We start from the raw sequence: 21,077 nt of genomic DNA, 5'->3' as shown, positions 1-21,077 counted from the left end.
GTGGCGACATAGGGCGCACAGGAGGCGCACGATGCGTGTCGTAAGCCCCCTGTGCACCCCCGGTAGGGAAGCCCCGGATGTACGCCGGTCAGAGGTGCCGCGCGCGCTTACGCGAGCCCGAGGAGGCGTGTTGTCACGCGAGCCCGAGACGCTCGGCCGCGGTCGCCGCGTCGACCGGGACGGTGACCGGCTGCGGGGCGCCCGCGACGGCCCAGTCGGGGTCCTTGAGGCCGTTGCCGGTGACGGTGCAGACGATGCGCTGCCCCGGGTCGACCTTGCCCTGCTCGGCGGCCTTCAGCAGACCGGCCACGGAGGCGGCGGAGGCGGGCTCCACGAAGACACCCTCCTGAGCGGCCAACAGCCGGTAGGCGCGCAGGATCTCACGGTCCGTCACCTCGTCGATGAACCCGCCGGACTCCTCCTTCGCCGCGAGGGCGTACTGCCAGGAGGCGGGGTTGCCGATGCGGATGGCGGTGGCGATCGTCGAGGGGTCCTTGACGACCTCGCCGCGCACGATCGGGGCACTGCCGGAGGCCTGGAAGCCCCACATCCGGGGCGTCTTGGCGGCCACCGCGTCGGCGGCGTACTCCTTGTAGCCCTTCCAGTACGCCGTGATGTTGCCGGCGTTGCCGACCGGGAGGACGTGGATGTCGGGGGCGTCGCCGAGCATGTCCACGATCTCGAAGGCGGCGGTCTTCTGGCCCTCGATACGCACCGGGTTGACCGAATTGACCAGCGCCACCGGGTAGTTGTCGCTCAGCGCGCGGGCCAGGGTGAGGCAGTCGTCGAAGTTCCCGTCGACCTGGAGGATCTTCGCGCCGTGGATGAGGGCCTGGCCCATCTTGCCGAGCGCGATCTTTCCTTGCGGGACGAGAACGGCCGAGACCATGCCCGCGCGGACGGCGTAGGCGGCGGCGCTCGCCGACGTGTTGCCGGTGGAGGCGCAGATGACCGCCTTCGCGCCCTCCTCCTTGGCCCGTGTGATGGCCATGGTCATACCGCGGTCCTTGAAGGACCCGGTGGGGTTGGCGCCCTCCACCTTGAGGTGGACCTCGCACCCGGTGCGCTCGGAGAGCACCTGCGCGGGCACGAGGGGCGTGCCGCCCTCGCGGAGCGTCACGACCGGCGTGCTGTCGGAGACGGGCAGCCGGTCCCGGTACTCCTCGATGATTCCGCGCCACTGGTGGGTCATTGCTGGTTACTCTCCTTCAACCCGCATGATGCTGGCGACACCCCGCACGGTGTCGAGCTTGCGCAACGCCTCGACGGTCCCGCCCAGGGCGGCGTCGGACGCGCGGTGCGTGACGACGACGAGGGATGCCTCGCCGTCCTTCCCCTGCTGCCGAACCGTATCGATCGACACCCCGTGCTCGGCGAACACGGTCGCCACCTGGGCGAGAACACCCGGTTTGTCCGCCACATCCAGGCTGATGTGGTAGCGCGTGACGACCTCGCCCATGCCCGAGACGGGGAGGGCGGCGTACGCGGACTCGCCGGGCCCGGTCGTGCCGCTCAGCCGGTTGCGGCAGACGGCGACCAGATCGCCGAGGACGGCGGAGGCGGTGGGAGCGCCGCCCGCGCCCGGGCCGTAGAACATCAGCTGGCCGGAGGCGTCGGACTCGACGAACACGGCGTTGTACGCGCCGCGCACGGAGGCCAGCGGGTGGCTGAGCGGGATCATCGCGGGGTGCACGCGCGCGGTGACGGACCGGCCGTCCTCGGCGCGCTCGCAGATGGCGAGCAGCTTGATGGTGCAGCCCATGTTCTTCGCGGAGGCGAAGTCGGCCGCCGTCACCTCGGTCATGCCCTCGCGGTAGACGTCGTCGAGACGCACACGCGTGTGGAAGGCGATCCCGGCGAGGATGGCGGCCTTGGCGGCGGCGTCGAAGCCCTCGACGTCGGCGGTCGGGTCGGCCTCCGCATACCCCAGGGCAGTGGCCTCGTCGAGGGCCTCCTGATACCCCGCACCCGTGGAGTCCATCTTGTCGAGGATGAAGTTGGTCGTGCCGTTGACGATCCCGAGCACCCGGTTGACCTTGTCCCCGGCGAGGGACTCGCGCAGCGGGCGGATCAGCGGGATGGCGCCGGCGACGGCGGCCTCGTAGTAGAGGTCCTTGTCGAGCTGCTGGGCGGCGGCATGGAGCGCGGCCCCGTCCTGGGCGAGGAGCGCCTTGTTGGCGGAGACGACCGACGCCCCGTGCTCGAAGGCGGCGGTGATGAGGGAACGGGCGGGCTCGATCCCCCCGATGACCTCCACCACCACGTCGATGTCCCCGCGTTTGACGAGGGCGGTGGCGTCGGTGGTGACGAGCTCCTGCGGGATGCCCTCACGGACCTTGGAGGGCCGCCGTACCGCGACTCCCGCGAGCTCCACGGGAGCCCCGATCCGGGCGGCGAGGTCGTCGGCGTGCGTCGTCATGATGCGCGCCACCTCTGAGCCGACCACTCCACAGCCCAGCAGCGCCACTTTCAGCGGACGCGTACGCATCATCCGACCTCGTTTCCTCATACCGTCTACGGTGGGACCAGTCTCACTCACCGGACGGGAGTTTCTGCCCCTGGTCCGGATGATGAGACATCTATTTCATTTGTACGGGCGTGGAAGACCGTAGATCTTCCTTTGGGAGTGCGGTCGCTCAGCCGACGTCGAGCCGCAGGAGGTCCTCCTCCGTCTCGCGGCGGACGATGACCCGGGACTCGCCGTCGTGCACGGCGACGACCGGCGGGCGCAGCACGTGGTTGTAGTTGCTCGCCATGGACCGGCAGTAGGCGCCCGTCGCCGGTACGGCGATGAGGTCACCCGGTGCCAGGTCGGCCGGCAGGAACGCGTCCTTCACCACGATGTCCCCGCTCTCGCAGTGCTTGCCGACGACGCGGGCGAGCATGGGCTCGGCGTCACTCGTCCTGGACACGAGGGCGACGCTGTACTCGGCGTCGTAGAGCGCGGTACGGATGTTGTCGGACATGCCGCCGTCGACGGAGACGTAGGTGCGCAGCCCGTCGAGGGGCTTGATGGTGCCGACCTCGTAGAGTGTGAACGCGGTGGGGCCGACGATGGCACGCCCGGGCTCGACGGAGATCCTCGGGGTCCGCAGCCTGGCGGCCTCGCACTCCCTCGTCACGATCTCGGTGAGCGCCTTGGCGATCTCGTGGGGCTCGCGGGGGTCGTCGTCGCTGGTGTAGGCGATACCGAGGCCGCCACCGAGGTCGATCTCGGGCAGTTCGACCCCGTGCTCGTCACGGACGTCCTTGAGCAGCCCGACCACGCGGTGCGCGGCGACCTCGAAGCCGGACATGTCGAAGATCTGCGACCCGATGTGGGAGTGGATGCCGATGACTTCCAGCGAGTCGAGCTGGAGGGCCCGCCGCACGGCCTCGGCGGCCTGTCCGCCGGCCAGCGGGATGCCGAACTTCTGGTCCTCGTGGGCGGTGGCGATGAACTCGTGGGTGTGCGCTTCCACGCCCACGGTGATCCGGATCTGGACGCGCTGCCGCTTGCCGAGTTCCCGCGCGATGTGCGCGACGCGGACGATCTCCTGGAAGGAGTCGAGGACGATACGGCCGACGCCGTTCTCGATCGCCCTGGTGATCTCTTCCCCGGACTTGTTGTTGCCGTGGAAGGCGATGCGGTCGGCGGGCATGCCGGCGGAGAGAGCGGTGGCGAGCTCGCCACCGGAGCAGACGTCGAGGTTCAGGCCCTCTTCGTGCAGCCAGCGCACGACGGCCCGGGAGAGGAAGGCCTTGCCGGCGTAGAAGACGTCGGCGTCGGCCCCGAACGCGCTGCGCCACGCACGCGCGCGTGCCCGGAAGTCGGCCTCGTCGACGATGTAGGCGGGGGTGCCGTGCTCTTCGGCGAGGGCCTTGACGTCGATACCGCCGACGGTGACGACACCGTCGTCATCGCGCGTGACCGTCTGGGCCCACACCCTGGGGTCGAGGGTGTTGAGGTCGGCGGGCGGGGCAGAGTAATGGCCCTCGGGGAGGACGTCGGCGTGACGGGGCCCGGCGGGGTGTGCGGAACGGCTCATCTTGACTGGCTCTCTAGAGGTGTTCGGGTGCGTCGATACCGAGCAGGGACAGGCCACCGGCCAGCACCGCCCCGGCGGCTTCGGCGAGCGCGAGCCGGGCACGGTGGGCGGCCGAGGGTTTCTGCGCGCCGCGGGGAAGGACGGTGACGAGGAAGGGCAGCACGGCATCGGCGACGGTGACGAGGTGCCGGGCGAGCAGGTCCGGGGCGTGGTGCGCGGCCGACCGGGCGAGGACGCGGGGGTGATCGGCGAGGGCGATTTCCAGTGCCCTTGCGTCTTGCGCGTCCTGTGTCACCTCTGTCGCCTCTGTCGCCTCTACGGCGGTGTCGCCGGGCTCGGCGTGGAAGCCCAGGTCGGTGGCGTTGCGGCTGAGGGCCCGGGTGCGGGCGTGGGCGTAACGGATCCGGAAGAGAGGGTTGCTCTCACGCTGGACCAGGTGCTCGGCGGTGATGCGGGGACGGTCGTGGGCGGCGGGCTGGAGGAGGGCCCAGCGGGCGGCGTCACGGCCGAGGTGGAGGGGGTCGGGGACCACCGGTACCGGCCGCACGTTGACGTCGAGGGGAGCAGGGGCCTCAGGGGTGCCGTACGCGTCGATGTCGACGCCGAGGAGGTCGGTCCACTCGGACTCGGGCCGGTCGGCACAGCTGGTGCGGACGAGGGCGCCCTGGGAGCGGAGGACGCGGGCGACGGCGTCCATGACGACGACGGCACGGACCTCGTGGGGTGCGTGCAGCTGCACGAGCTGCCCGGTGGGACGGTCTGCGTGGCCGTACGTTCGACCACACCGCAGGATCTCCCGTACAAGGTCCGTGTGACTCCCCCGCAGGATGATGTTGAGGAACCCGGGCCCGGTGACGACGACCTCGCGGATACCGTCCGCCCCGGCGAGGTGCTGCCGAAGAATCTCGGCGACCCGCAGCGGCGGTTGTCCGGCCGGCCGGGCGAGCCGGAGCGCCACGTTGGTGGCGTAGTCACCACAGCCACCGGGGCCGGGAGGCACGACCTTGGCCTGCCCCGGCACGGCCACGTCCAGCTCCCCGTCGTCGACAGCACGACGCACCGCGCGCAGCACGGTACGGGAGAGCTCGACGGGGGTCACGGGACAAGCGTATGGGAGGAGGGGGGTGGGTGAGCGAGCGGGTTTGGGCGGCGGTCCGGGATGTGGACGGTGGGGTGCGCGGCGAGGACGGCGACCGATGGGGAACGTCGTTGCACCTGGGAACCGGTGTTGCGGCTTGACGATCAGCCGCCGGCGCGACCGGCCTCTCCACCCCCGAGGGACCCCCCGACGAGGGGGCTGTCCCCCTCTGCCGCGCCCGGCTCCTCCCCACTGCGCTCCATACTGCGCTCCATCAACTGCCGTACGAGCCGCACGAGTTCGGCGGGCTCGAAGGGCTTGGCGAGGAAGGCGTCGACGCCGACGTCGAGGCCGCTGTCGACCTCGTACTGCGTACAGGCACTGACGATGGCGAGGGGCAGATGTGAGGTCCGGGGATCGGATCGCAACCGCGCGGCGGTCCGCAGCCCGTCCAGCCGGGGCATGACCACATCGAGGGTGACCACATCGGGCTGCACCTGATGAACGACATCAAGACACTCGACACCATCGGCCGCGGTCACGACCTCGAGACCCTCCAGCTCGAGATTGACCCTGATCAACTGCCGGATGACCTTGTTGTCGTCCACAACAAGCACCCGACCCGACGCGCCTGGCACAACTCGAGAGTAGGTGCGGACCGGCCACCGCGTCCGGCTTTTCCTCACTTCCACCCAGGGCGGTGGAACTCCGCCATGTGCGGTGCCCAACTGCTCCCACGAAACCCGTTCCTGATCACCCCGAGGGAGCTGGTAGTGTTCTACCCGTCGCCGCGAGCCACCAGCTCCGCGCCCGACACGCCCCCGTAGCTCAGGGGATAGAGCAACGGCCTCCGGAGCCGTGTGCGCAGGTTCGAATCCTGCCGGGGGCACTCCGGAAAAAGCTCCTGACCTGCAGAAATACAGGTCGGGAGTTTTTGCGTACCTGCCAAAACGCACACGGTCTTTTGACCGTTGCTCTTTCAGGGCGCACGCCTCTCCACATGCTGTGGATAACCTCTTCTGCTGGCAGATTCTCGCAGGTCAAAGACCTAGGACTGGGCGGTCGATGGCCCCGCTCATCAACGCATCCCGACCGTGCCGCGTCGCGGGAAACCCGGCACCGCTATCCCACACAAAACGCCTTTGGCCTGCCTTGATGTGACCAACGACACGCTGAAACGCAAACGGTCTGGTGGGTCGTTACTCTTTGGAACACCGGGGATCCTCGCAGCACTGCGCCGTCACGAAGTCAAGTACCCACGGCAACCTCCGGTTGACGTGGAACCCCAGCTGGCCGCAGCGACACGCGAAGGTTCCGCACGCGATCACCCGGAACATGCAGGGCGCCGCAGCCCTGTCAGGGAATCACGACCGCTGAAGAATCGAGGCTGACCGAGTCGCGTACCCGGTGCACTGCGGGCCTGAGGCCGCCACAGGCGCCTGGAGAGCGCCTCCGGCCACTGTGGGAACGAGGACATTGGAAATGCCTATTCTCGTTGGCCAGAGACACTCTCTCTACGCCGGGGGCAGGGGCAACGATCACCCGCATGTACCCCGAGGTCAGCTGTAGACGGTCAATTCTGCAATTGACCACCAGTTACTCGCAACGTTGGCGGTATTGATGACCTTGATGTAGCGAGCTGTCTGGGTCGGGAAGGAAATCAGTTCGACTCGCTGGCCGTCTGTTATGGAAGAGACCTTGGTCCAGTCGGTTCCGTTCGTGGAGACATATACGTCCGCGGTTCGCGCGTAGTCGCCGGTGCTGCTGCCGGAATCGAGCAGGATCTTGTCGAACGTCTGGGCCTGCTGCATGTCGACCTGGATCCACAGGCCGTCGTACTGGCCCCTTCCGGAGCTGTACCGGGTGTCGGAATTGCCGTCCAGCATGTTGGCGGGACCGTCGTTGTACGGGCTTGTGTCGGAGGTCGTGGCGGTCCAGCCCGTGCGCGACAGCGCGGGGCCCAGGTCTATGACGTCGAACGGAGCTGAACCCGCGTCCGCTCCGCCGGCGCCGTTCACCGAGACCTTGTAGGTCCCCACCGGAAGCCCGCTCGGCACGTACGCGCTGATGCTCGTGTCCGACCAGCTGTCGATTTCGGCGAAGAGCTTCCCGAAACGCACCGTGCCCAGCCCCTGCGCGTCACCGAAGTGAGAACCGCTGATCGTGAACTTGGCGCGCGGTATGCCTTGCTTCGGCTTCAGGCTGCTGAAGACCGGCGCGGGGAAGCTGGACTGCTTCTGCGTGGTGAACATCGCCGATGTGCCGCTCGGCAGGGTGTAGCTGTACGAGCCGTCGGCGGACACCGGGAAGCTCTGGCTGCCGGCGGTGCCGTTGAACACCGCGGTGACCTGCTCCCCCTTCGGACTGGTCCAGGTCTTCAGCTGGAGTCCCTTGGGCACCGCTGTCGGGGCTGCGATCGAGCCGGTGCCGCTCAAGGATCCGTATACGTTGATTTCGGCGATGCTCCACCAGAAACCGGATGCCGCGACGCAGACGATGCGAATGTACCGTGCGGTCTGGGCCGGCAACGTGACGGCTATCTTTCCTATGTTCCCGCTGCCGTTGGCGACCGCGCTGCCCCATTCGGCCCCGTCATCCGAGACGTATATCTGGTACTTGGTGACGTAGTCGAAGGAGCTGCTTTCTCCCGTGGCGAAGACGATCTTGTTGAAGCTCGTCCGGCTCCCCAGATCGATCTGGAACCAGGCGCCGCTGATCGTCCCCTGGCCGAGATTCCACCGGGTGTTGATGTCGCCGTCGATCGCGTTCGAGGCCGCACCCCAGTCCGGGCTCGACGAGGCCGTGGCGGTCCACTTGCCACGGCTCAGTGACGTTCCGGGCGTCTTGATGGACGCTCCGATCGGCAGGGAGTACGTGAGCAGGTTGCTTCCGGTGCGGACGGCGTTCTGGTACTGCAGGAGTGCCGGGTCGTATGTGACCGTCATCGGCCCGAGCGACGACTTGAACGTGAAGTCATGGGTCGGGTCGGAGACATTGGTCGCCGCGCGGGTCCCGCCGCTGCGCCGGCCCGTGTAGGTGAACGTGACGGCGTCGCCGGCGTTCAGGGTGTAGTCGAAGGACTGCGTCCCGTCCGCCACGCTGAAGTTCTTCGTGGTGCTGCCCGAGTTGTATGCGATGACGACCTTCGAGCCGTCCGGGTTCAGGAACGCGACGCTCTCGATGCTTCCTTCCCCGAAGGTGTTCGAGTAGATGCGATGCGCTCCGGGCTTCACAAACCGGCTGGCGTGAGCGAGTGCGTAGTAGTCCACGTTGTACGACACCTGCCCACTGTCCGGGTCGACCGTGACCAGTCCCCGGCACATGGGGATGCCGTTGGTGTCGCTGTTGAGCGGCCCCAACTTGGGGTCGAGCGCGGTGTTCCACAGCATCACGCCGTTCGCCCAGTTGCGCGTGCCCCTGATGATCCACGTGCCGAGTGCGTCATTGAACGCCGTCTCGTCGTCGCCCTGCCAGACACCTCCGCTGGCTTCGGTGATGTAGGTTTCCTTGCCCGGAAAGTCGTTGTGGACCAGGGTCTGGTACGTCGGGTTGCCACTGTAGATGTGCCATCCGGTGCCCACCGCGTACTGGGAGGCGGCGGGGTCGCTGAAGATCGTCTCGGGGTACGAGGGCACATCCCAGTTGTGGTCCCAGGCGAGGATCTTCGTGGAGATGCGGTTGGCCGCGAACGCCTGGCCGATCTCCTGGATCAACGCTGATTCCTGGTAGGCGGACAGGAACATGCCGGGCCAGCTGGGCGTGCCCATGGGCTCGTTCTGCGGCGTGATGTAGGAGATGGGCACACCGGCCTTGTCGTAAGCCTTGATGAACTTCACGAAGTAGTCGGCCAGCGCGGAGGCGTACTCGCTTTTGAGGGTGCCTCCGATCATGGAGTCCGAGGTCTTCATCCAGCCTGGCGGGCTCCATGGGTTGGCCATGATTTTGGCGGAGGGGTTCTGTGCGAGAGCCTGCCGCAGGACCGGAATGATGTACTTCTCGTCGTGCTGGACTGAGAAGTTGGACAGCGTCGGGTCCGTCTGCCCTGACGGCATGTCGTCGTAGGAGTAGTTTCCGGAGGCGTTGAAGTCCGTGGCGCCCATCGGCGTGCGGATCAGGCTGAGGCCGATGCCCTTCGAGGGGTCGTACACTCCGTTCCCCGCACGCCGGCAGCCCCGCTGCATGGTCCCCGGCTGGGACACCGAAGTCTTCGGCTGCCCGCTGCCCGACTACGTCGGCACCGCCCAGCTGCTATGGGGATGTGCGTTGTTCAATGCCGGGCGTTTCGATCCCGTCATCTACGACGGCCCGGACGGGGAGAAGTTCAACCGCATGGTCAGCCGGGACACGGCCCTGCGCGTCGCCGAACGCCACTTCGCCACCGACGTGGCCTCCGTCAAAGCAGCCGAGAAGCGGATCACGCAGAACCTGGCGAAGGTGGCCGGCGGCAATGCGGCCCAGCTGCGGCGCTTCACGTACAACCCGCTGCTCGGCCGACCCGCCGTCAGCGGCTTCGGGCCCGGCCTGTTGTGCCCCTCACCCCAGCTGGTCTGGCGCAAAGCGACCCCGGCCGGCATCTACCACACAGGACGCGAGCACTTCGGGCCCGACTTCCTGCAGGAGACCGGCTACCTTTTCGAGGAGTACGTCGGCCGCCAGCTCCGCCTGATGCCCAACGCCGATGTCATCCCGGAGATCACGTACCGGGTGAAGCGGAACGAACTGCAGAGCGTCGACTGGATCGTCGTCTTCGACGACCTGGTGCTGCTCGTGGAGGTCAAGTCCATGATGCCGACGGAGAACGCCCGGCTCGGCCTGGAACTTGGGGTCGCCGAGACGGACAGCAAACTGGCCCGCGCCCTCCGCCAGGTCAACGCCACCTCGGCCCAGATCGACCAGCGCAACCCGGCATTCGCCAGCATTCCGACCGACCGTCCACGCCAGGCGCTGATCGTCACCCTTGAGCCGTTCCCCGTCGCCAACGCCAACCTGCCCCACCTCGACCTGCCCACCGCCGACATCCCGACCACGGTCGTCGCGGCCCACGAAGTCGAACGCCTGGTGACCCTCACCGACACCACACCCAGCTCTCTGCTCCTGGAACGGGCGGCCGACCCCCAGCGCTCCACCTGGGCTCTCAACGAATGCCTCAACGGACACGAAGGCGCCCGCAACCCGGTCCTCGATCAGGGATGGGCGTCCTACCCCTGGGCAACCGGCAGCCTGCCGACCCCTGGCGCGACGTAGTCCATGTGCCGGCCATCCGTATGCCCCGCCGGCCGCCACCCGCTCGGCGGCGCGTGCGGCATGGTCGGCCGCAGCACCGGTTCGTCCGGGGACTCCCGCAGGGGCGGGTTTGCCAACCGGCCGGAACGCGGCGGGCCAGGGGACGGGCGGAGCGAACGCCGCGTGAGCCGCTCTCCCGCCGTGCCCGGCGGCACCCTCGTACGGGACAGCGAGGGACTAGCCAAGGCCGCCCTCCCCGACCGTACCGTCACCGCCTGGCTCGCCCTCGCCCGCACCGACGATCTACGGGTGATCACCTCCGCGGCCACCCTGGTGGAGGTCGTCCACCCGCAGATCAACCGCCCCGCCCTGGAGGGGGCCCTCCCCCGCCTCGTCGTGGAACCGGTCACCGAACCCATCGGCCGCCACGCCGCGGCCCTCCTTGCCGACGCCGGCCTGCACGGCCACAAGTACGCCATCGACGCCATGCTCAGCGCCACAGCCCTCGCAGCCCCCGGACCGGCCACGATCCTGACCTCCGCTCCGGAGGACGTCACGATGCTGTGCGGCGGGCGCGCCACCGTCATCAAGATCTGATGTGTCCGCCGGTCACGGCTTGCGGCCGAAGTGTCCGCTGCCATCGGCAGCCGACTGGCGGTTTGCCTTACATGTAGTGGGCGTAGCGGGTGGCGACAGCCTGGTCGGGCGGGCAGAAGCGCAGGACGGACTTGACCTGGTTGGCGGTGCGCAGCGTGACGGGCAGCCGTCCGTCCAGGCGGGTCTGGTTCCAGTTCATCTTGGTCAGGGCGAGGACTTCGGCCGCCAGTTCACGCGGGTCCCGGGCTGCGATGGTAGGTCTGATGCCGATCGGGCGCGGGATGTACATGCCGGGGTAGGTCCGGTAGAACTCGATGCTCCCAGTGACGTACAGGGCGAGTTCGCGTTCGCCGAGGACGGCGAGGGTGCCGCGCAGGGGCGGCGCGTCGCCGGGGCGGAAGGTGGCGGCTCCTTCGCTGCTGGTGACCCAGCTCATCTCCAGCGTGTCGATGAACCGTTCGTCCGCGGCATCCTGGAAGCCGCCTGTCTCCTCGCCGGTGAGGGCCGAAGTCTTGTGCAGCACGATGCGAGCAGGGGCGGTGTGGTGTTCGCGCCGGTAGGCGTCCAGTGCCTGGAGCAGGAGGGCACGTGCGTCGGCGCGTGCCAGGTGGGGCTGGCGGTCGGTGCGGCTGATCCGTGCCGGTCCTCCGCGCACGATCACGCCGTCCCCGCGTTCGTTGAAGACCTGGGCGACCGAGGTGTTCAGGGCTTTTCCGTCGTCGCTGCGGTAGAACGCGATGCCGACGTAGCAGGTGGTGAGATCGGTGGGGCTGCGCAGGAGGCGCCAGGGGACGCCGCCGGCCTTGTAGTAGAGGGCGACGTGGAGGTTCCAGGCGCGGCTGGCCTCGTCCTGCCGACTGTGGCCCTCGGGAGGGCGGGTGGCTTCGTCCCAGGTACTGCGCCGGATGATCTGGATGGGCTGGCGCAGGTTCAGCAGCCGGGCTTTGAGCAGGTCGTGGAAGTTGGCGAACTGACCTGGCGGCGGAGCGTCAGAGGCGTCCTGCGAAGAAGCACCGGCTTCGTCCGGACGGCCTGGTGATCGGCGGGTCGTCTCGAGGAGTTGCTCGGGTCTGGCGACCAGGAGGACGTCGACCCGGTTCTCGTCGGCCAGTGCCTTGATCTCTTCCGCGTAGATGCTCACGGCCCTGGTCAGAGCAGCCGGCTGGCCGGCGGTCTCGATGGCACGCAGGTCCCTGCTGCTGATCGCGCGCGTGTTCCGGTCGCTGAAGACCAGGGTGGTGTGCAGGCCGCGGTCGGCGTCGCATCCGGGGAATTCCGGGAACAGATGCGGATACTGCTCGTCCTTGGCCGCGATCGGCTCCCGGCAGCGCTCCAGCCACCGGCGCAGCCCCTCGAGTTGGTCCGCAGGACCGACCAGGCCGACACGGATCGCCCGTGGAGCATCGGCCGCACCGAGATCGGCTGGACCGTAGTTCGTGATGCCGAACCGCGGATCGATGTGCCGGGCCGCGCCACCGAACTCCAGCTCGGGCTCATCAAGGATCACGGAGTACATCACCGGCCTCGCCTCGCGCTGTTCGTTCCTGCCCGACGGGACGTCCGTCGCCCTGCGGACCTGGCCTTGTCTCCGGGACTTCTTCGCCGGGGAGCGCCGGGGCCGGGTTCGCCGTCGCTGTCCCCGTCCTGGAGCAGACTGAGAAGATCCCGGGTGTCCGTGTCCACGGCGGCCAGCACGGTGTCCAGGCTTTCCTGTCCCCCGACGGACGGGTCCTGGTCGTCCTCGGGTGCGGCACCAGACGGAGCCGGGCCCCAGCACCGGTCGTCGATTCCCCGGTCAACGGTCATGGTGGCGAGTTCGCCGAACTGTACGGGCCGTGGTTCGGTGAACAGGTCGGCGTGGTTCAGGTAGTTGGCCCACGCGCGGGTCCAGCCCCGGACGGCTGGGTGCCGGTCCAGGCGTTTGATCCCCGCGAGCAGCCGGTCCGCGTAGCGGTGCTCGGTGTGACCGTCGGTGGTGAAGCAGTAGTCCGGCTCCAGCTGGCAGTACCAGACTCCGCCTAGGCGCCGGAATCGTGTGCGCAGCGCGGCGTGGTGGTAGAAGCCGACGCGCTGCGGGTCGGACTTGGAGGCGTGCGGTCCGAACACGGTCCGGCCCCGTGATCCCGGTCCCTTGCCGGCCTTACGTGGCCCCAGGCGCGAGGTGGCCCGGAAGTGCATGTGTTTGCGGTCCTTGTGCCACCGCAGGTCCGGGTAGGAGCTCTGAACGGTCCGGGAGAGCAGGTCAGCGAAGCGGTGCAGGGTGTCCAGGTCGTCGCTATCCGCCCACTCGACGGTCTCGTGGCGCTCGGGGTCTCCGGCGCACAGGACCCGCAGGGGCGAGTCCCGCAGGCTGTGGAACGACAGGACCAGTCCGTCCCGCAGAATCCAGCCGGACGCACGCTGACCCTGTGCGTCCAGTGCTGCGCCGGCCGCGCGGTAGTCGGTGAAGGCCGCAGGGGCCAGATGCACCGTCGGCGGCATCTCGGTGACGGGCAGCAGGTTCGTGGTGAGCACTTCGGTGATCGGCGCGGGCCTCAGGTACAGGCCGGCCGTCCGGGGCACGGCGAGATGCAGCAGTGCCTGGGCTGCGTCCCGGTCGAAGCGCTGGGTGTGCTTGTCGATGTGCACGACGCGCTTGGCACGGCTGACCGCGTCCGGGAACGCCGCCTTGACTCCGTCCACCACGCCTCGTCGCTCTCCGGGTGGGAGAAGACCAGGATGACGGGCGAGTTGCCGGACAGCCAGTGATCAAGGTCGCGCTGGTCGCAGACGTAGTGGAACGCGTCGTCCGTCTCACCGGAGAAGCGCCTGTCCTGGGCCTTGCTCTGGACCAGCAGAGTCAGATTGAGAACGGCCCCGCTGCCGGGTTCCACCAGGTCGATGTGCCCGTCGATGCCGTGGTCGACCCGCCGGGGATGAAAGAGGTGGCCCATCTCCAGGCACCGGCGTTCGATCAGGGCTATGCCCTTCTCCCCGATGAACGTCTGGCGCGTCACGGTCTTGCGATCAGCCATCACCACACCCTCCCTGCTGGACACGGCACGGCTACGAGCCACCGGCCGAGCTGCTGCTCAGTCAGGCTACGCGGCACCACTGACAACCGGGTCCGAGCACATCCAGGTGCTCCACAGGACCCGGCCACGACGCAAGGGGCCTCCACCGCTTCGCGGCGAACCTGGCGAGTTTCTCCCGCGCCCGCTTCAGCTCGGGCGCGGGGAGCTACGCCTCGAACTGCTCATCAGGCTCGGATGGCCGGTCGTAGGAACTCAACAGCCCTTCGATGCGCTGGTTGTTGATGGACTGCTGGTCATACGGGCACTTCGCGTACCGGGACAGCAGGACCTCGACGCTGTTGCCGGCACGCTGGGCGACCTCAGCCGGGTCGGCCCCCGCGCACAGCCAGGTGGACAGGGCCGAGTGCCGCAGGTCGTACGGACGTTTCACGAGCGGGGTGTTGCCGAGAGCGGGCGGCAGAGCCAGTTCGCGGGTCTCGTGCCAGACCCGGTTGTAAGTGGTGTAAGTGACGATCCGGCCCTGCTCGGTGAAGAACAGCCGGCCGTCGTCGGCCGTGCCGAACGTGGCGACGTGGTCCCTCCACATCGTCACCAGGGGCGGCGGCAACGGCACCACCCGTGTCTCTCCCGGCGGGCGGTTCTTCAGCCCGCGCTCGTCGTGGAACTTGCCGGTGTCGGTCCACCGTTTGCCCGCCTGCGGCAGAGTGCGGTGCAGGATCAAGCGGCCCCAACCGGTGCGGGGCAGGCGGCAGTCCGGCAGGGCCACCGCGACCGCCTCCTCCGGGCGCAGGCCGGCGTAGTACATTCCGGCGAAGAACCCGACCAGCCGACGGCCCCGGGCCCGCCGGTAGTCACCCACATAGGAGACGGCGCTCAGCAATTCCCGTGCCTGGTGCGGGTTGGCCACCACCCGCGGGTCCACCGCGATGGCTGGCTTGGGCACCCGCCATCGGATCTTCTCCAGGGGATGGCTGCCCAACTCGCCCCGTTCCACGGCGTAGTGGAGCGCGTGCACCAGCACCTTGCGCTTGCGGCGCATCGTCTCCACTGCCGCCTCGCCCCCATCGAGCTTGCTGCGCAGCGACTCAAGCACATCCCGCGCCAGGACTGGATCGTGTAGCCAGGGCGGACGGCGACGCTGCGGAGTACGCAGCCGTGCTGGCGTTCAAGGCCCGCCGCTACGGCCGGTCCTGCAGCGTCCCGGGTGAGCCAGTACCGGGTATCGGGGTGAGTACGTCCTGAGGTGAAAGACCCTGACTGGCCACAAAGGCGGAAAGTTCTGCCGCGTCCTCCGGACGGGCCGGGAGCAGCGCGAAGGGCTTGGCGTAGCAGCGGCTGAGTGTCTTGTGGTGGTAGGGCGGATAGTTGGGGATCGGCTGGTAGCCGGCGCGGGTGTATAGCGCGATGGCTTCGGGCTGATGGACGGCCGTTTCCAGGCGTATCTCGGTGTGGCCGAGGGCGATGGCGATCCGTTCTGCCTCGGCCAGGAGGCGGGTGGCGAAGCCATGACCACGTGCGTCCGGGGTGACGTACATGCGCTTGAGTTCGACCGCACTGTCCGGGTGTGGGAAGGGCTGAACGGCGCAGCAGCCGACCGGACGGCCTTCAGCCTCGGCAAGCAGGAAGCGGATCTTAGGGTTGATGTGGGTGCCGCCGGTGCAGGGCTCGTCGGGGTAGCGGGCGGCGAGATCGAGGTCGAGAGCGTTGACCAACTGCTGGATAGCGCCGTTCCGAGCTCTCCAGCGCCGTATGGCAATGGCTGCGAGCACGGTGGCCGACTCCGCGACTGGCTACGGCGACACCACGCGGCTTGGAGGCCACCGCCACCGGGCAGCTCACCCCGTGCCCGCGCCGAGCGCGCCGCGCCGGGTGCCGCGCCGCTCGCATCCCGGTTCTGCCGAAGGGCCGCGGCGGGCAGTCTTTTCACTCTCCATCGTCAACGCCCTCATCGACGATCAGGGCCGCCGCTTCGACGCCATCGAAGACCTTTACGACGTCGCCGGAAACCCAGAATGCAACGCCCAACTACAGCCCGGCTTCAAGGACGAGATGCTCTTCGTCTACCGCGTGACGAAAGACGCAAAGATCGCGCTGTGGGAGTTCGAGGAATACGACCTCGAATCCGAACCGAACCCCACGCTCGTCGACCTCACTTGAGACCCCTGCGCACCCCACGCGCCAAAACCGACGGGCGCGTACCGGCGGTGTTCCCGCGGGCAGGGCGCACTGCAGGAATTCGCTGCTCAGGGCGGTCCGGCAGAAGACCGGGGCGCGGTCATAGCGCGAACGTCCAGCCTTTCTGTCCGGCCGTTGCCTCCTTGGCGCGGGCGAGGAATTCGGGGGTGATGCGAGACTCGGCGGGGGCGGCCAGCGGGCTATGGGCGGTGCGCCGTGCGGACTCGACGGGCTTCTCCTCGTCCGTCGAGTCCGCGAAGCCGGTCAGCGCGGCGGCGAGGAGCACCGCCAGCGCGGCAGAGGCCCTTCTCACGCGGCGGCCCTCCTTGGCCCGACCGTGGAGTGTTAGATAGAAGGTCTGCAGGGATTCCCCCGGTCCGCCGAGGTCGAAGCGGTTGTGGACCTTACCGAGCGGGTTCCAGACCCGGCCGTCGGGCATCCGCACGCCGACCGGCTGGCCGAAGTAAGCGCGCTGGTCTGCGTCGAAGTCCACCCACACCGCACCCGCGCGGCGAGTGAGCACCTCACCGACGTAGGCGCCGAGTCCGAACATGGTGTCCCGCATCTGCTCGCCCTCGGCCCCGCCCCTGCGCAGCCCGTCGATCAGGAAGTCCACGATCCGCAGGCTGGCCACGGAGTAGTCCAGCGGCAGCCGATTGCGGGCGGTGATGCGGGCGACGAACCTCGCGGCGTATGACCGCATCATTTCTGCCCCCGGGTCACGCCCGTTCTCTGGGCTCATGCAACCCCACCCCTTCGCTCGGTCAGTCGGGAGTCCTGCTTCCGGTACTCCCGATCGATCAAGCGGATTTCGCGTCACCAGCATCACGGGTCACAGGCGTGTTGATTGACACACAAGAAAGTCACGAGAGGCATACAACCCTTTGGACTCTCGTTCGTCGGTGTAGGCGTGACCCGGGAGACGTGGGATTCCTGAAGTGTGGGCTGACGGTGCTCGAAACGGGCTGAGCGTGGCCGCCCGCTACGATCACGACTCGTCACCGAGCAGTACCGGGGAGGGGCTGTGACCGAGGGACGGAGCACGGCGTCGTGCACCGCTGTCGAACTGGGATACGCGCTGGGGCAGCCGGAGTGGTCCGACGCGTTGCACGCACGCGCGCGGGCACGGGGGATCAAGGGCCGGCTGCAGGGGCTGCTCCTGCCCGTGCTCCTCGCGGTGCCGGTGTGGCTGCTCACCACCAATGCCCTGGCCGCGGGATTTGCCTCTCTCGGCAGCCTGTTCGGCCTCCTTGTCAGGACGCGCACCCTGGCCGCGCGGCACGCCAGGATGAGCGCCTCGCTGGGGCCGTGGACCGTCACCGTCGCCGACTCCGACGACGCGGTGCGCTTCGCAGGCACGCAGATGGAGACGCGCCGGGGGTGGCGGAGCCTCGGCTGGTATGTGGAGACCGCCGCCGGATTCGTCCTGCTCACGCCCGCGCCGTATCTGCTCGTCGCCCACTAACTACCGAAGCGCGCCATGAGCCAGGAAAACACCGACCGGCTGCGCGTCATACTCGACCGCCACCTGCCCCGCCACGGCGGCCATCAGCCCCGGCACTGAGGTTCAGCAGCATCCGCGGGTCGTCGTACCGGGGCCCAGGGCGCGGCCGACTGCGATTCGGTCAACTCGAGGCCATCGAGACGGAAAGGACCACCGTGATCATTTTCAGGGCAGGAATTCCCAGAACTGGCCGCCAGGCGCAAGGTTGCGAGAGCACACCGTCACGTCCTCACCCCTGAGATAAGCCAGCAACCACTCGCTGAACGTCATCTCGTAGAGAGTCCAGGACGGGCTGTCGAACTCCTGGACCAAGACGCGCCAGGGCGACGAGGGATCACCGGGAAGGCGGAGGAACACTGCTTCACCCGTCGTGGCGGTCGCCACCGGCATCAACTCACCGGGGTTCGCCCCTACCGGACTGGGCAGGCTGAAAGCGATGCCACCGATATGCCCCTTCTAACACCTTGAGCCGATGCCGGCCGATCTGGGAGTTGACCGCCGTGCACGAGAAAGAGTTTCTCAGCCGGTCGGAACGGCGGTGACGAGGCGCCGGCTGAGGTCGGCTCAAACGGCTGGTCGGTCAGTGTGGTGAATTCAGCAGAGGGCGTTCTCCGACTGCTGGCATGTCGCGTCGCGATGGTCCGCGCATCCGTACCCGAGCCGGTGACCAGAGGCGAGGATGCTCCCAGGACGATGACGACCGCGGTCACGATTCTCACCGCGGGGCCGATCCAACGGCGTCTGGCCCGGCTGTCCATGTCACGCCATGCCCGGCCATTGCAGAGGTCTTCCGCCAGCCAGAGTTCACCGACCGCTTCCGAAGCCGGCCCACCCGCTGGCCACTCGGGAACTTCACGCTGGATCGGCCTGCTGCTTTTCACCTTCGGTGCCCGGTTGCGGAAACCTCGCCCAGGCCGCGCGGCCCCTGTTGGCCAGCGGGTGCTTTCGATCGCTCCCCGGCGGGTGTGGGCCGGGCCCGGCCCGCACCTGTTCACGTCAACTCCAGGACATGCCCGTGTAAGGATCGGGTTCACCGGTCCACGGGTCCTGGCCCTGGGCGAGGCGGTGTCGCTGCTCCGCCTCGTTGAGGAACAGAGCCGAGCTCGTACCCCAAAAGGAGAGGTCTCCGAGCGGACAGTCGTCGAACTCCGCCCGGATGACGCGCACGAAGAACTCGACCACCCCGCAGTCGTAGTGACGCCAGAGGTTGTCGTCCCTGTTGTATACGAGCAGCGGCCAGGTGGCCGGGTCCTCGGTCGAGGTGTCCCAGCACAGGATGTCGGCCGCGCAGGAGACCCCCCACGCGATCAGCACCGGATCCAGGCCGGCCGCCTCGGGGGCCTTCGGGATCCTGCTTCAGGCTCCCTTGGCGTTGGCCGTCTCCTCGGCCATCGCGTCGGAACCCGGCGCGGACGACTCACCCTTGGAGCAGGGCGCCAGGACCGCCAGGCATGCCTCGACCGAACCTGCCCCGTACACGTCGAGGAACCGACGGTAGTCAGGCGGGAACACCTTGCCCCAGGACTGCGCCAGGCGGTCCCAGTCCATCCGGGTGTCGCTCGCCGTCGTGGGAGGCATGACACGCTGGAGATCGTCCCACGCCGTCATGGCGCCGCCCCTTCCGTCCCGAGTGACCCTGCCACGGCATTCCTCCTGTGGGGGCCGGATGCCCGGTGTTCTGGTCACTGAACGTTCCGAGGTTCCGCCCCGCCAACACGTTGGGCACAAATCGGTAGCTGAAACCGACCAGTGCGGCACGACAGCCTTCGTCCCGTGGTGAAGTGACGCGTGGCCCTGATGCTGGTCCGGGCCACGTGGTGTCACCGACTGTCCTTGGCTCAGACCCCGGTCGCGTTCCGGTCGAGGATGGCCCGCAACCGTTCGGCATCCGCCGGTTCGACGACGCCACGCTTAGGGAGTACTACGATGCCGACGCTGTGCTTGTCGGGTGTCTTCAGCACGAAGAGGGCGTCTGTCTCCGCGTGCCGAGTGATCATCGGCCACCGGTACGCCGTCTCGCTCATCCGCGAGGTCAGCCGCACCCCGGTGTCGTCCACGACAGCCCGGAACTCCCCCTGCAGGGCGACCATCCGGTGCACCTGCCGCCCCTGCAGGACGGGTACCAGCACGTACACCCCCACGCACAAGGCCAGCGCAGCGAGGCAGAGAACCGTCGACCTGAGGCTGGGCCCCTTCGGCCCGGTGAAGTTCACGACGAGAGCATCCAACACCACGATTGCGCTGGCGAGGATGATCCCGCTCTGCAGCCGCCCCGCCGGTGTGGCCCGCACCCGCTCTCGGAGTGCCCCCGTTGCGTCCGCGGTCGTCGGCACGTAGGCCAGCTCCACCGTGCTCGTTTCCTGCACGGTCCCTCCCCAGATCGTCACGTTGGCGAGCCGCGATCGTAACGGGTCACGCCAACAGCCGAGCCAGGGCTCCACCTGGTCGAGCCCAAAGTAAGTCGAGCCCGGTACGGGTGGACGGCGGCCGTGCAGGAGTGTCCTGCATGGCTGCCTTCGCAGGACGCCTCGCTGCCACTGGATCAAGTCCGAGCCCGCGTCGTTCACGTCTTCGCCCGCATGAAGGGTTGGAAGATCCTCCGAGATTGCCGCCTCAAAGGCGCCAGCGTTCACCATGCCATGCTCGGCACCGCCCGCCTGCACAACCTGGCCTGAGCTTGATCCGTTTTGACGGACACCCTCAGTGTGGTGGTCAGGCCGCGAGGGCGGTCTCATAGTCGGCAGGGCTGCGGTAGCCGAGGCTGCTGTGTAGTCGGTGCAAGTTGTACCAGCCCTCGATGAAGTCAAAGATCGCGGTGCGGGCAGAGGCCCGACTGAGCCAGGCGGCGGTGCCGAGCAACTCGCGTTTGATGGTGGCAAAGAAGGACTCGGCGAGGGCGTTGTCCCAGCACTGCCCGGTGCGTCCGACAGATAGCCGGACGCCCAACTCATCGGCCAGGGCAGCGAATTGCTGACTGGTGTACTGGCAGCCGCGATCCGAGTGGAAGATCACCGGATGGGCAGGGCGCCGCTGGCGACAGGCGGATCGCAGAGCGTCGGCGACCAGGTCGGTCCGCAGGTGGTCGGCGGTGGCCCAGCCGACCACCCGCCGTGAGGCGATGTCGATGACCGTGGCCAGATAGAGCCAGCCCTCGTCGGTCGGGACGTAGGTGATGTCGCCGCACCAGCGGGTATTGAGTCCCGCGGCGTCGGGAGCGAAGTTGCGGACCACGAGGTCGGGCCGGAGGGCGGCTCGTGGATCAGGAATCGTGGTCAAGTGCCGTCGTCTGCGGTGCCGGCCCTCCAGACCGGCCGCTCGCATCAGCCGGGCAACCCGGCGGCGGCCGCACTCAGCACCTTCCTGCTTGAGCACGGCATGGACGCGCGGGGCTCCATAGGTTCCTCGTGAACGCTCGTGGACTGCGGCGATCTGCTGGGTCAGCTCGGCGTCTTGGACCG

Annotated in this window: 18 protein-coding genes, 1 tRNA gene and 3 pseudogenes; 6 read left to right on the top strand and 16 right to left on the bottom strand. The window is 68.3% G+C overall.

Annotated features, from left to right (window positions below; genetic code table 11):
- Positions 1-133: 133 nt before the first annotated feature.
- The 5 genes from thrC to ACI2L1_RS02340 form a co-directional block, all read right to left on the bottom strand.
- A complete protein-coding gene (thrC, locus tag ACI2L1_RS02360) occupies positions 134-1,192 on the bottom strand; it encodes a threonine synthase (protein WP_404737441.1) in 1,059 nt (352 codons plus the stop codon).
- Between the two features lie 6 nt (positions 1,193-1,198).
- Positions 1,199-2,491: a homoserine dehydrogenase gene (locus ACI2L1_RS02355; protein WP_404737440.1), complete on the bottom strand. Its 1,293-nt coding sequence runs from the start codon at positions 2,489-2,491 to the stop codon at positions 1,199-1,201.
- 145 nt (positions 2,492-2,636) lie between these two features.
- On the bottom strand, positions 2,637-4,028 hold the full coding sequence (lysA, locus tag ACI2L1_RS02350; RefSeq protein ID WP_404737439.1) for a diaminopimelate decarboxylase: 1,392 nt from the start codon (positions 4,026-4,028) through the stop codon (positions 2,637-2,639).
- 13 nt (positions 4,029-4,041) lie between these two features.
- Positions 4,042-5,127 (bottom strand): ArgS-related anticodon-binding protein NrtL, encoded by a 1,086-nt coding sequence (gene nrtL, locus ACI2L1_RS02345; RefSeq protein ID WP_404737438.1) that lies wholly within the window; start codon positions 5,125-5,127, stop codon positions 4,042-4,044.
- Between the two features lie 143 nt (positions 5,128-5,270).
- Positions 5,271-5,792 (bottom strand): response regulator, encoded by a 522-nt coding sequence (locus ACI2L1_RS02340; RefSeq protein ID WP_404737746.1) that lies wholly within the window; start codon positions 5,790-5,792, stop codon positions 5,271-5,273.
- Positions 5,793-5,923: 131 nt separating this feature from the next.
- Between ACI2L1_RS02340 and ACI2L1_RS02335 the strand changes: the two genes are divergently transcribed.
- Positions 5,924-5,995, top strand: a tRNA-Arg gene (locus tag ACI2L1_RS02335).
- Positions 5,996-6,665: 670 nt separating this feature from the next.
- Here the strand turns inward: ACI2L1_RS02335 and ACI2L1_RS02330 are convergent.
- A complete protein-coding gene (locus ACI2L1_RS02330; RefSeq protein WP_404737437.1) occupies positions 6,666-9,254 on the bottom strand; it encodes a discoidin domain-containing protein in 2,589 nt (862 codons plus the stop codon).
- Between ACI2L1_RS02330 and ACI2L1_RS02325 the strand changes: the two genes are divergently transcribed.
- Positions 9,232-10,350: a hypothetical protein gene (locus ACI2L1_RS02325; RefSeq protein WP_404737436.1), complete on the top strand. Its 1,119-nt coding sequence runs from the start codon at positions 9,232-9,234 to the stop codon at positions 10,348-10,350. The two genes, ACI2L1_RS02330 and ACI2L1_RS02325, sit on opposite strands and share 23 nt — an antisense overlap.
- A 162-nt stretch (positions 10,351-10,512) precedes the next feature.
- A complete protein-coding gene (locus ACI2L1_RS02320; protein WP_404737435.1) occupies positions 10,513-10,926 on the top strand; it encodes a DNA-binding protein in 414 nt (137 codons plus the stop codon).
- 67 nt (positions 10,927-10,993) lie between these two features.
- Here ACI2L1_RS02320 and ACI2L1_RS02315 read toward each other — a convergent pair whose 3' ends face one another.
- The 5 genes and pseudogenes from ACI2L1_RS02315 to ACI2L1_RS02295 form a co-directional block, all read right to left on the bottom strand.
- Positions 10,994-12,442 (bottom strand): hypothetical protein, encoded by a 1,449-nt coding sequence (locus tag ACI2L1_RS02315; RefSeq protein ID WP_404737434.1) that lies wholly within the window; start codon positions 12,440-12,442, stop codon positions 10,994-10,996.
- The gene (locus ACI2L1_RS02310; protein ID WP_404737762.1) at positions 12,442-13,611 is read right to left on the bottom strand and encodes a hypothetical protein; all 1,170 of its coding nucleotides are present in this window, start codon (positions 13,609-13,611) and stop codon (positions 12,442-12,444) included. The genes ACI2L1_RS02315 and ACI2L1_RS02310 overlap by 1 nt, the downstream gene beginning before the upstream one ends.
- A 26-nt stretch (positions 13,612-13,637) precedes the next feature.
- A pseudogene (locus ACI2L1_RS02305) lies at positions 13,638-13,859 on the bottom strand (DUF4365 domain-containing protein); the annotation flags it as partial.
- A 286-nt stretch (positions 13,860-14,145) separates the two neighbouring features.
- Positions 14,146-15,060: pseudogene (locus tag ACI2L1_RS02300) on the bottom strand (tyrosine-type recombinase/integrase); the annotation flags it as partial.
- Between the two features lie 58 nt (positions 15,061-15,118).
- Positions 15,119-15,709 carry a GNAT family N-acetyltransferase gene (locus ACI2L1_RS02295; protein WP_404737433.1) on the bottom strand — a complete coding sequence of 197 codons (591 nt, stop codon included), beginning with the start codon at positions 15,707-15,709 and terminating at the stop codon, positions 15,119-15,121.
- Here ACI2L1_RS02295 and ACI2L1_RS02290 point away from each other — a divergent pair.
- On the top strand, positions 15,696-16,097 hold the full coding sequence (locus tag ACI2L1_RS02290) for a hypothetical protein (RefSeq protein ID WP_404737432.1): 402 nt from the start codon (positions 15,696-15,698) through the stop codon (positions 16,095-16,097). The genes ACI2L1_RS02295 and ACI2L1_RS02290 overlap by 14 nt on opposite strands.
- A 118-nt stretch (positions 16,098-16,215) precedes the next feature.
- Here the strand turns inward: ACI2L1_RS02290 and ACI2L1_RS02285 are convergent, their stop codons facing one another.
- Positions 16,216-16,857, bottom strand: a complete 642-nt coding sequence (locus tag ACI2L1_RS02285) for a hypothetical protein (protein WP_404737431.1) — start codon at positions 16,855-16,857, stop codon at positions 16,216-16,218.
- Positions 16,858-17,139: 282 nt separating this feature from the next.
- Here ACI2L1_RS02285 and ACI2L1_RS02280 point away from each other — a divergent pair, with 282 nt between their 5' ends.
- Positions 17,140-17,580, top strand: coding sequence for a hypothetical protein (locus ACI2L1_RS02280; protein ID WP_404737430.1), 441 nt, complete (start codon positions 17,140-17,142; stop codon positions 17,578-17,580).
- Positions 17,581-18,615: 1,035 nt separating this feature from the next.
- Here the strand turns inward: ACI2L1_RS02280 and ACI2L1_RS02275 are convergent.
- The 3 genes from ACI2L1_RS02275 to ACI2L1_RS02265 all read right to left on the bottom strand — a co-directional run bounded on the left by ACI2L1_RS02275 (position 18,616) and on the right by ACI2L1_RS02265 (position 19,985).
- Positions 18,616-18,933, bottom strand: coding sequence for a hypothetical protein (locus ACI2L1_RS02275; protein WP_404737429.1), 318 nt, complete (start codon positions 18,931-18,933; stop codon positions 18,616-18,618).
- 42 nt (positions 18,934-18,975) lie between these two features.
- Positions 18,976-19,227, bottom strand: a complete 252-nt coding sequence (locus ACI2L1_RS02270) for a hypothetical protein (RefSeq protein WP_404737428.1) — start codon at positions 19,225-19,227, stop codon at positions 18,976-18,978.
- Positions 19,228-19,457: 230 nt separating this feature from the next.
- Positions 19,458-19,985, bottom strand: coding sequence for a YcxB family protein (locus ACI2L1_RS02265; RefSeq protein WP_404737427.1), 528 nt, complete (start codon positions 19,983-19,985; stop codon positions 19,458-19,460).
- A gap of 171 nt (positions 19,986-20,156) precedes the next feature.
- Here ACI2L1_RS02265 and ACI2L1_RS02260 point away from each other — a divergent pair.
- A pseudogene (locus ACI2L1_RS02260) lies at positions 20,157-20,294 on the top strand (IS5/IS1182 family transposase); the annotation flags it as partial.
- Positions 20,295-20,331: 37 nt separating this feature from the next.
- On the opposite strand, the gene ACI2L1_RS02255 reads toward ACI2L1_RS02260, so the two are convergent.
- Positions 20,332-21,077: IS3 family transposase (locus tag ACI2L1_RS02255; protein WP_404737426.1), on the bottom strand; the 746-nt coding region annotated here is incomplete at its 5' end.

This window comes from Streptomyces sp. NPDC019531 (genome assembly GCF_044903305.1).
Taxonomy (GTDB): domain Bacteria; phylum Actinomycetota; class Actinomycetes; order Streptomycetales; family Streptomycetaceae; genus Streptomyces.
The sequence above is the reverse complement of the archived record's forward strand: the minus strand, read 5'-3'. Positions and strand labels throughout refer to the sequence as shown.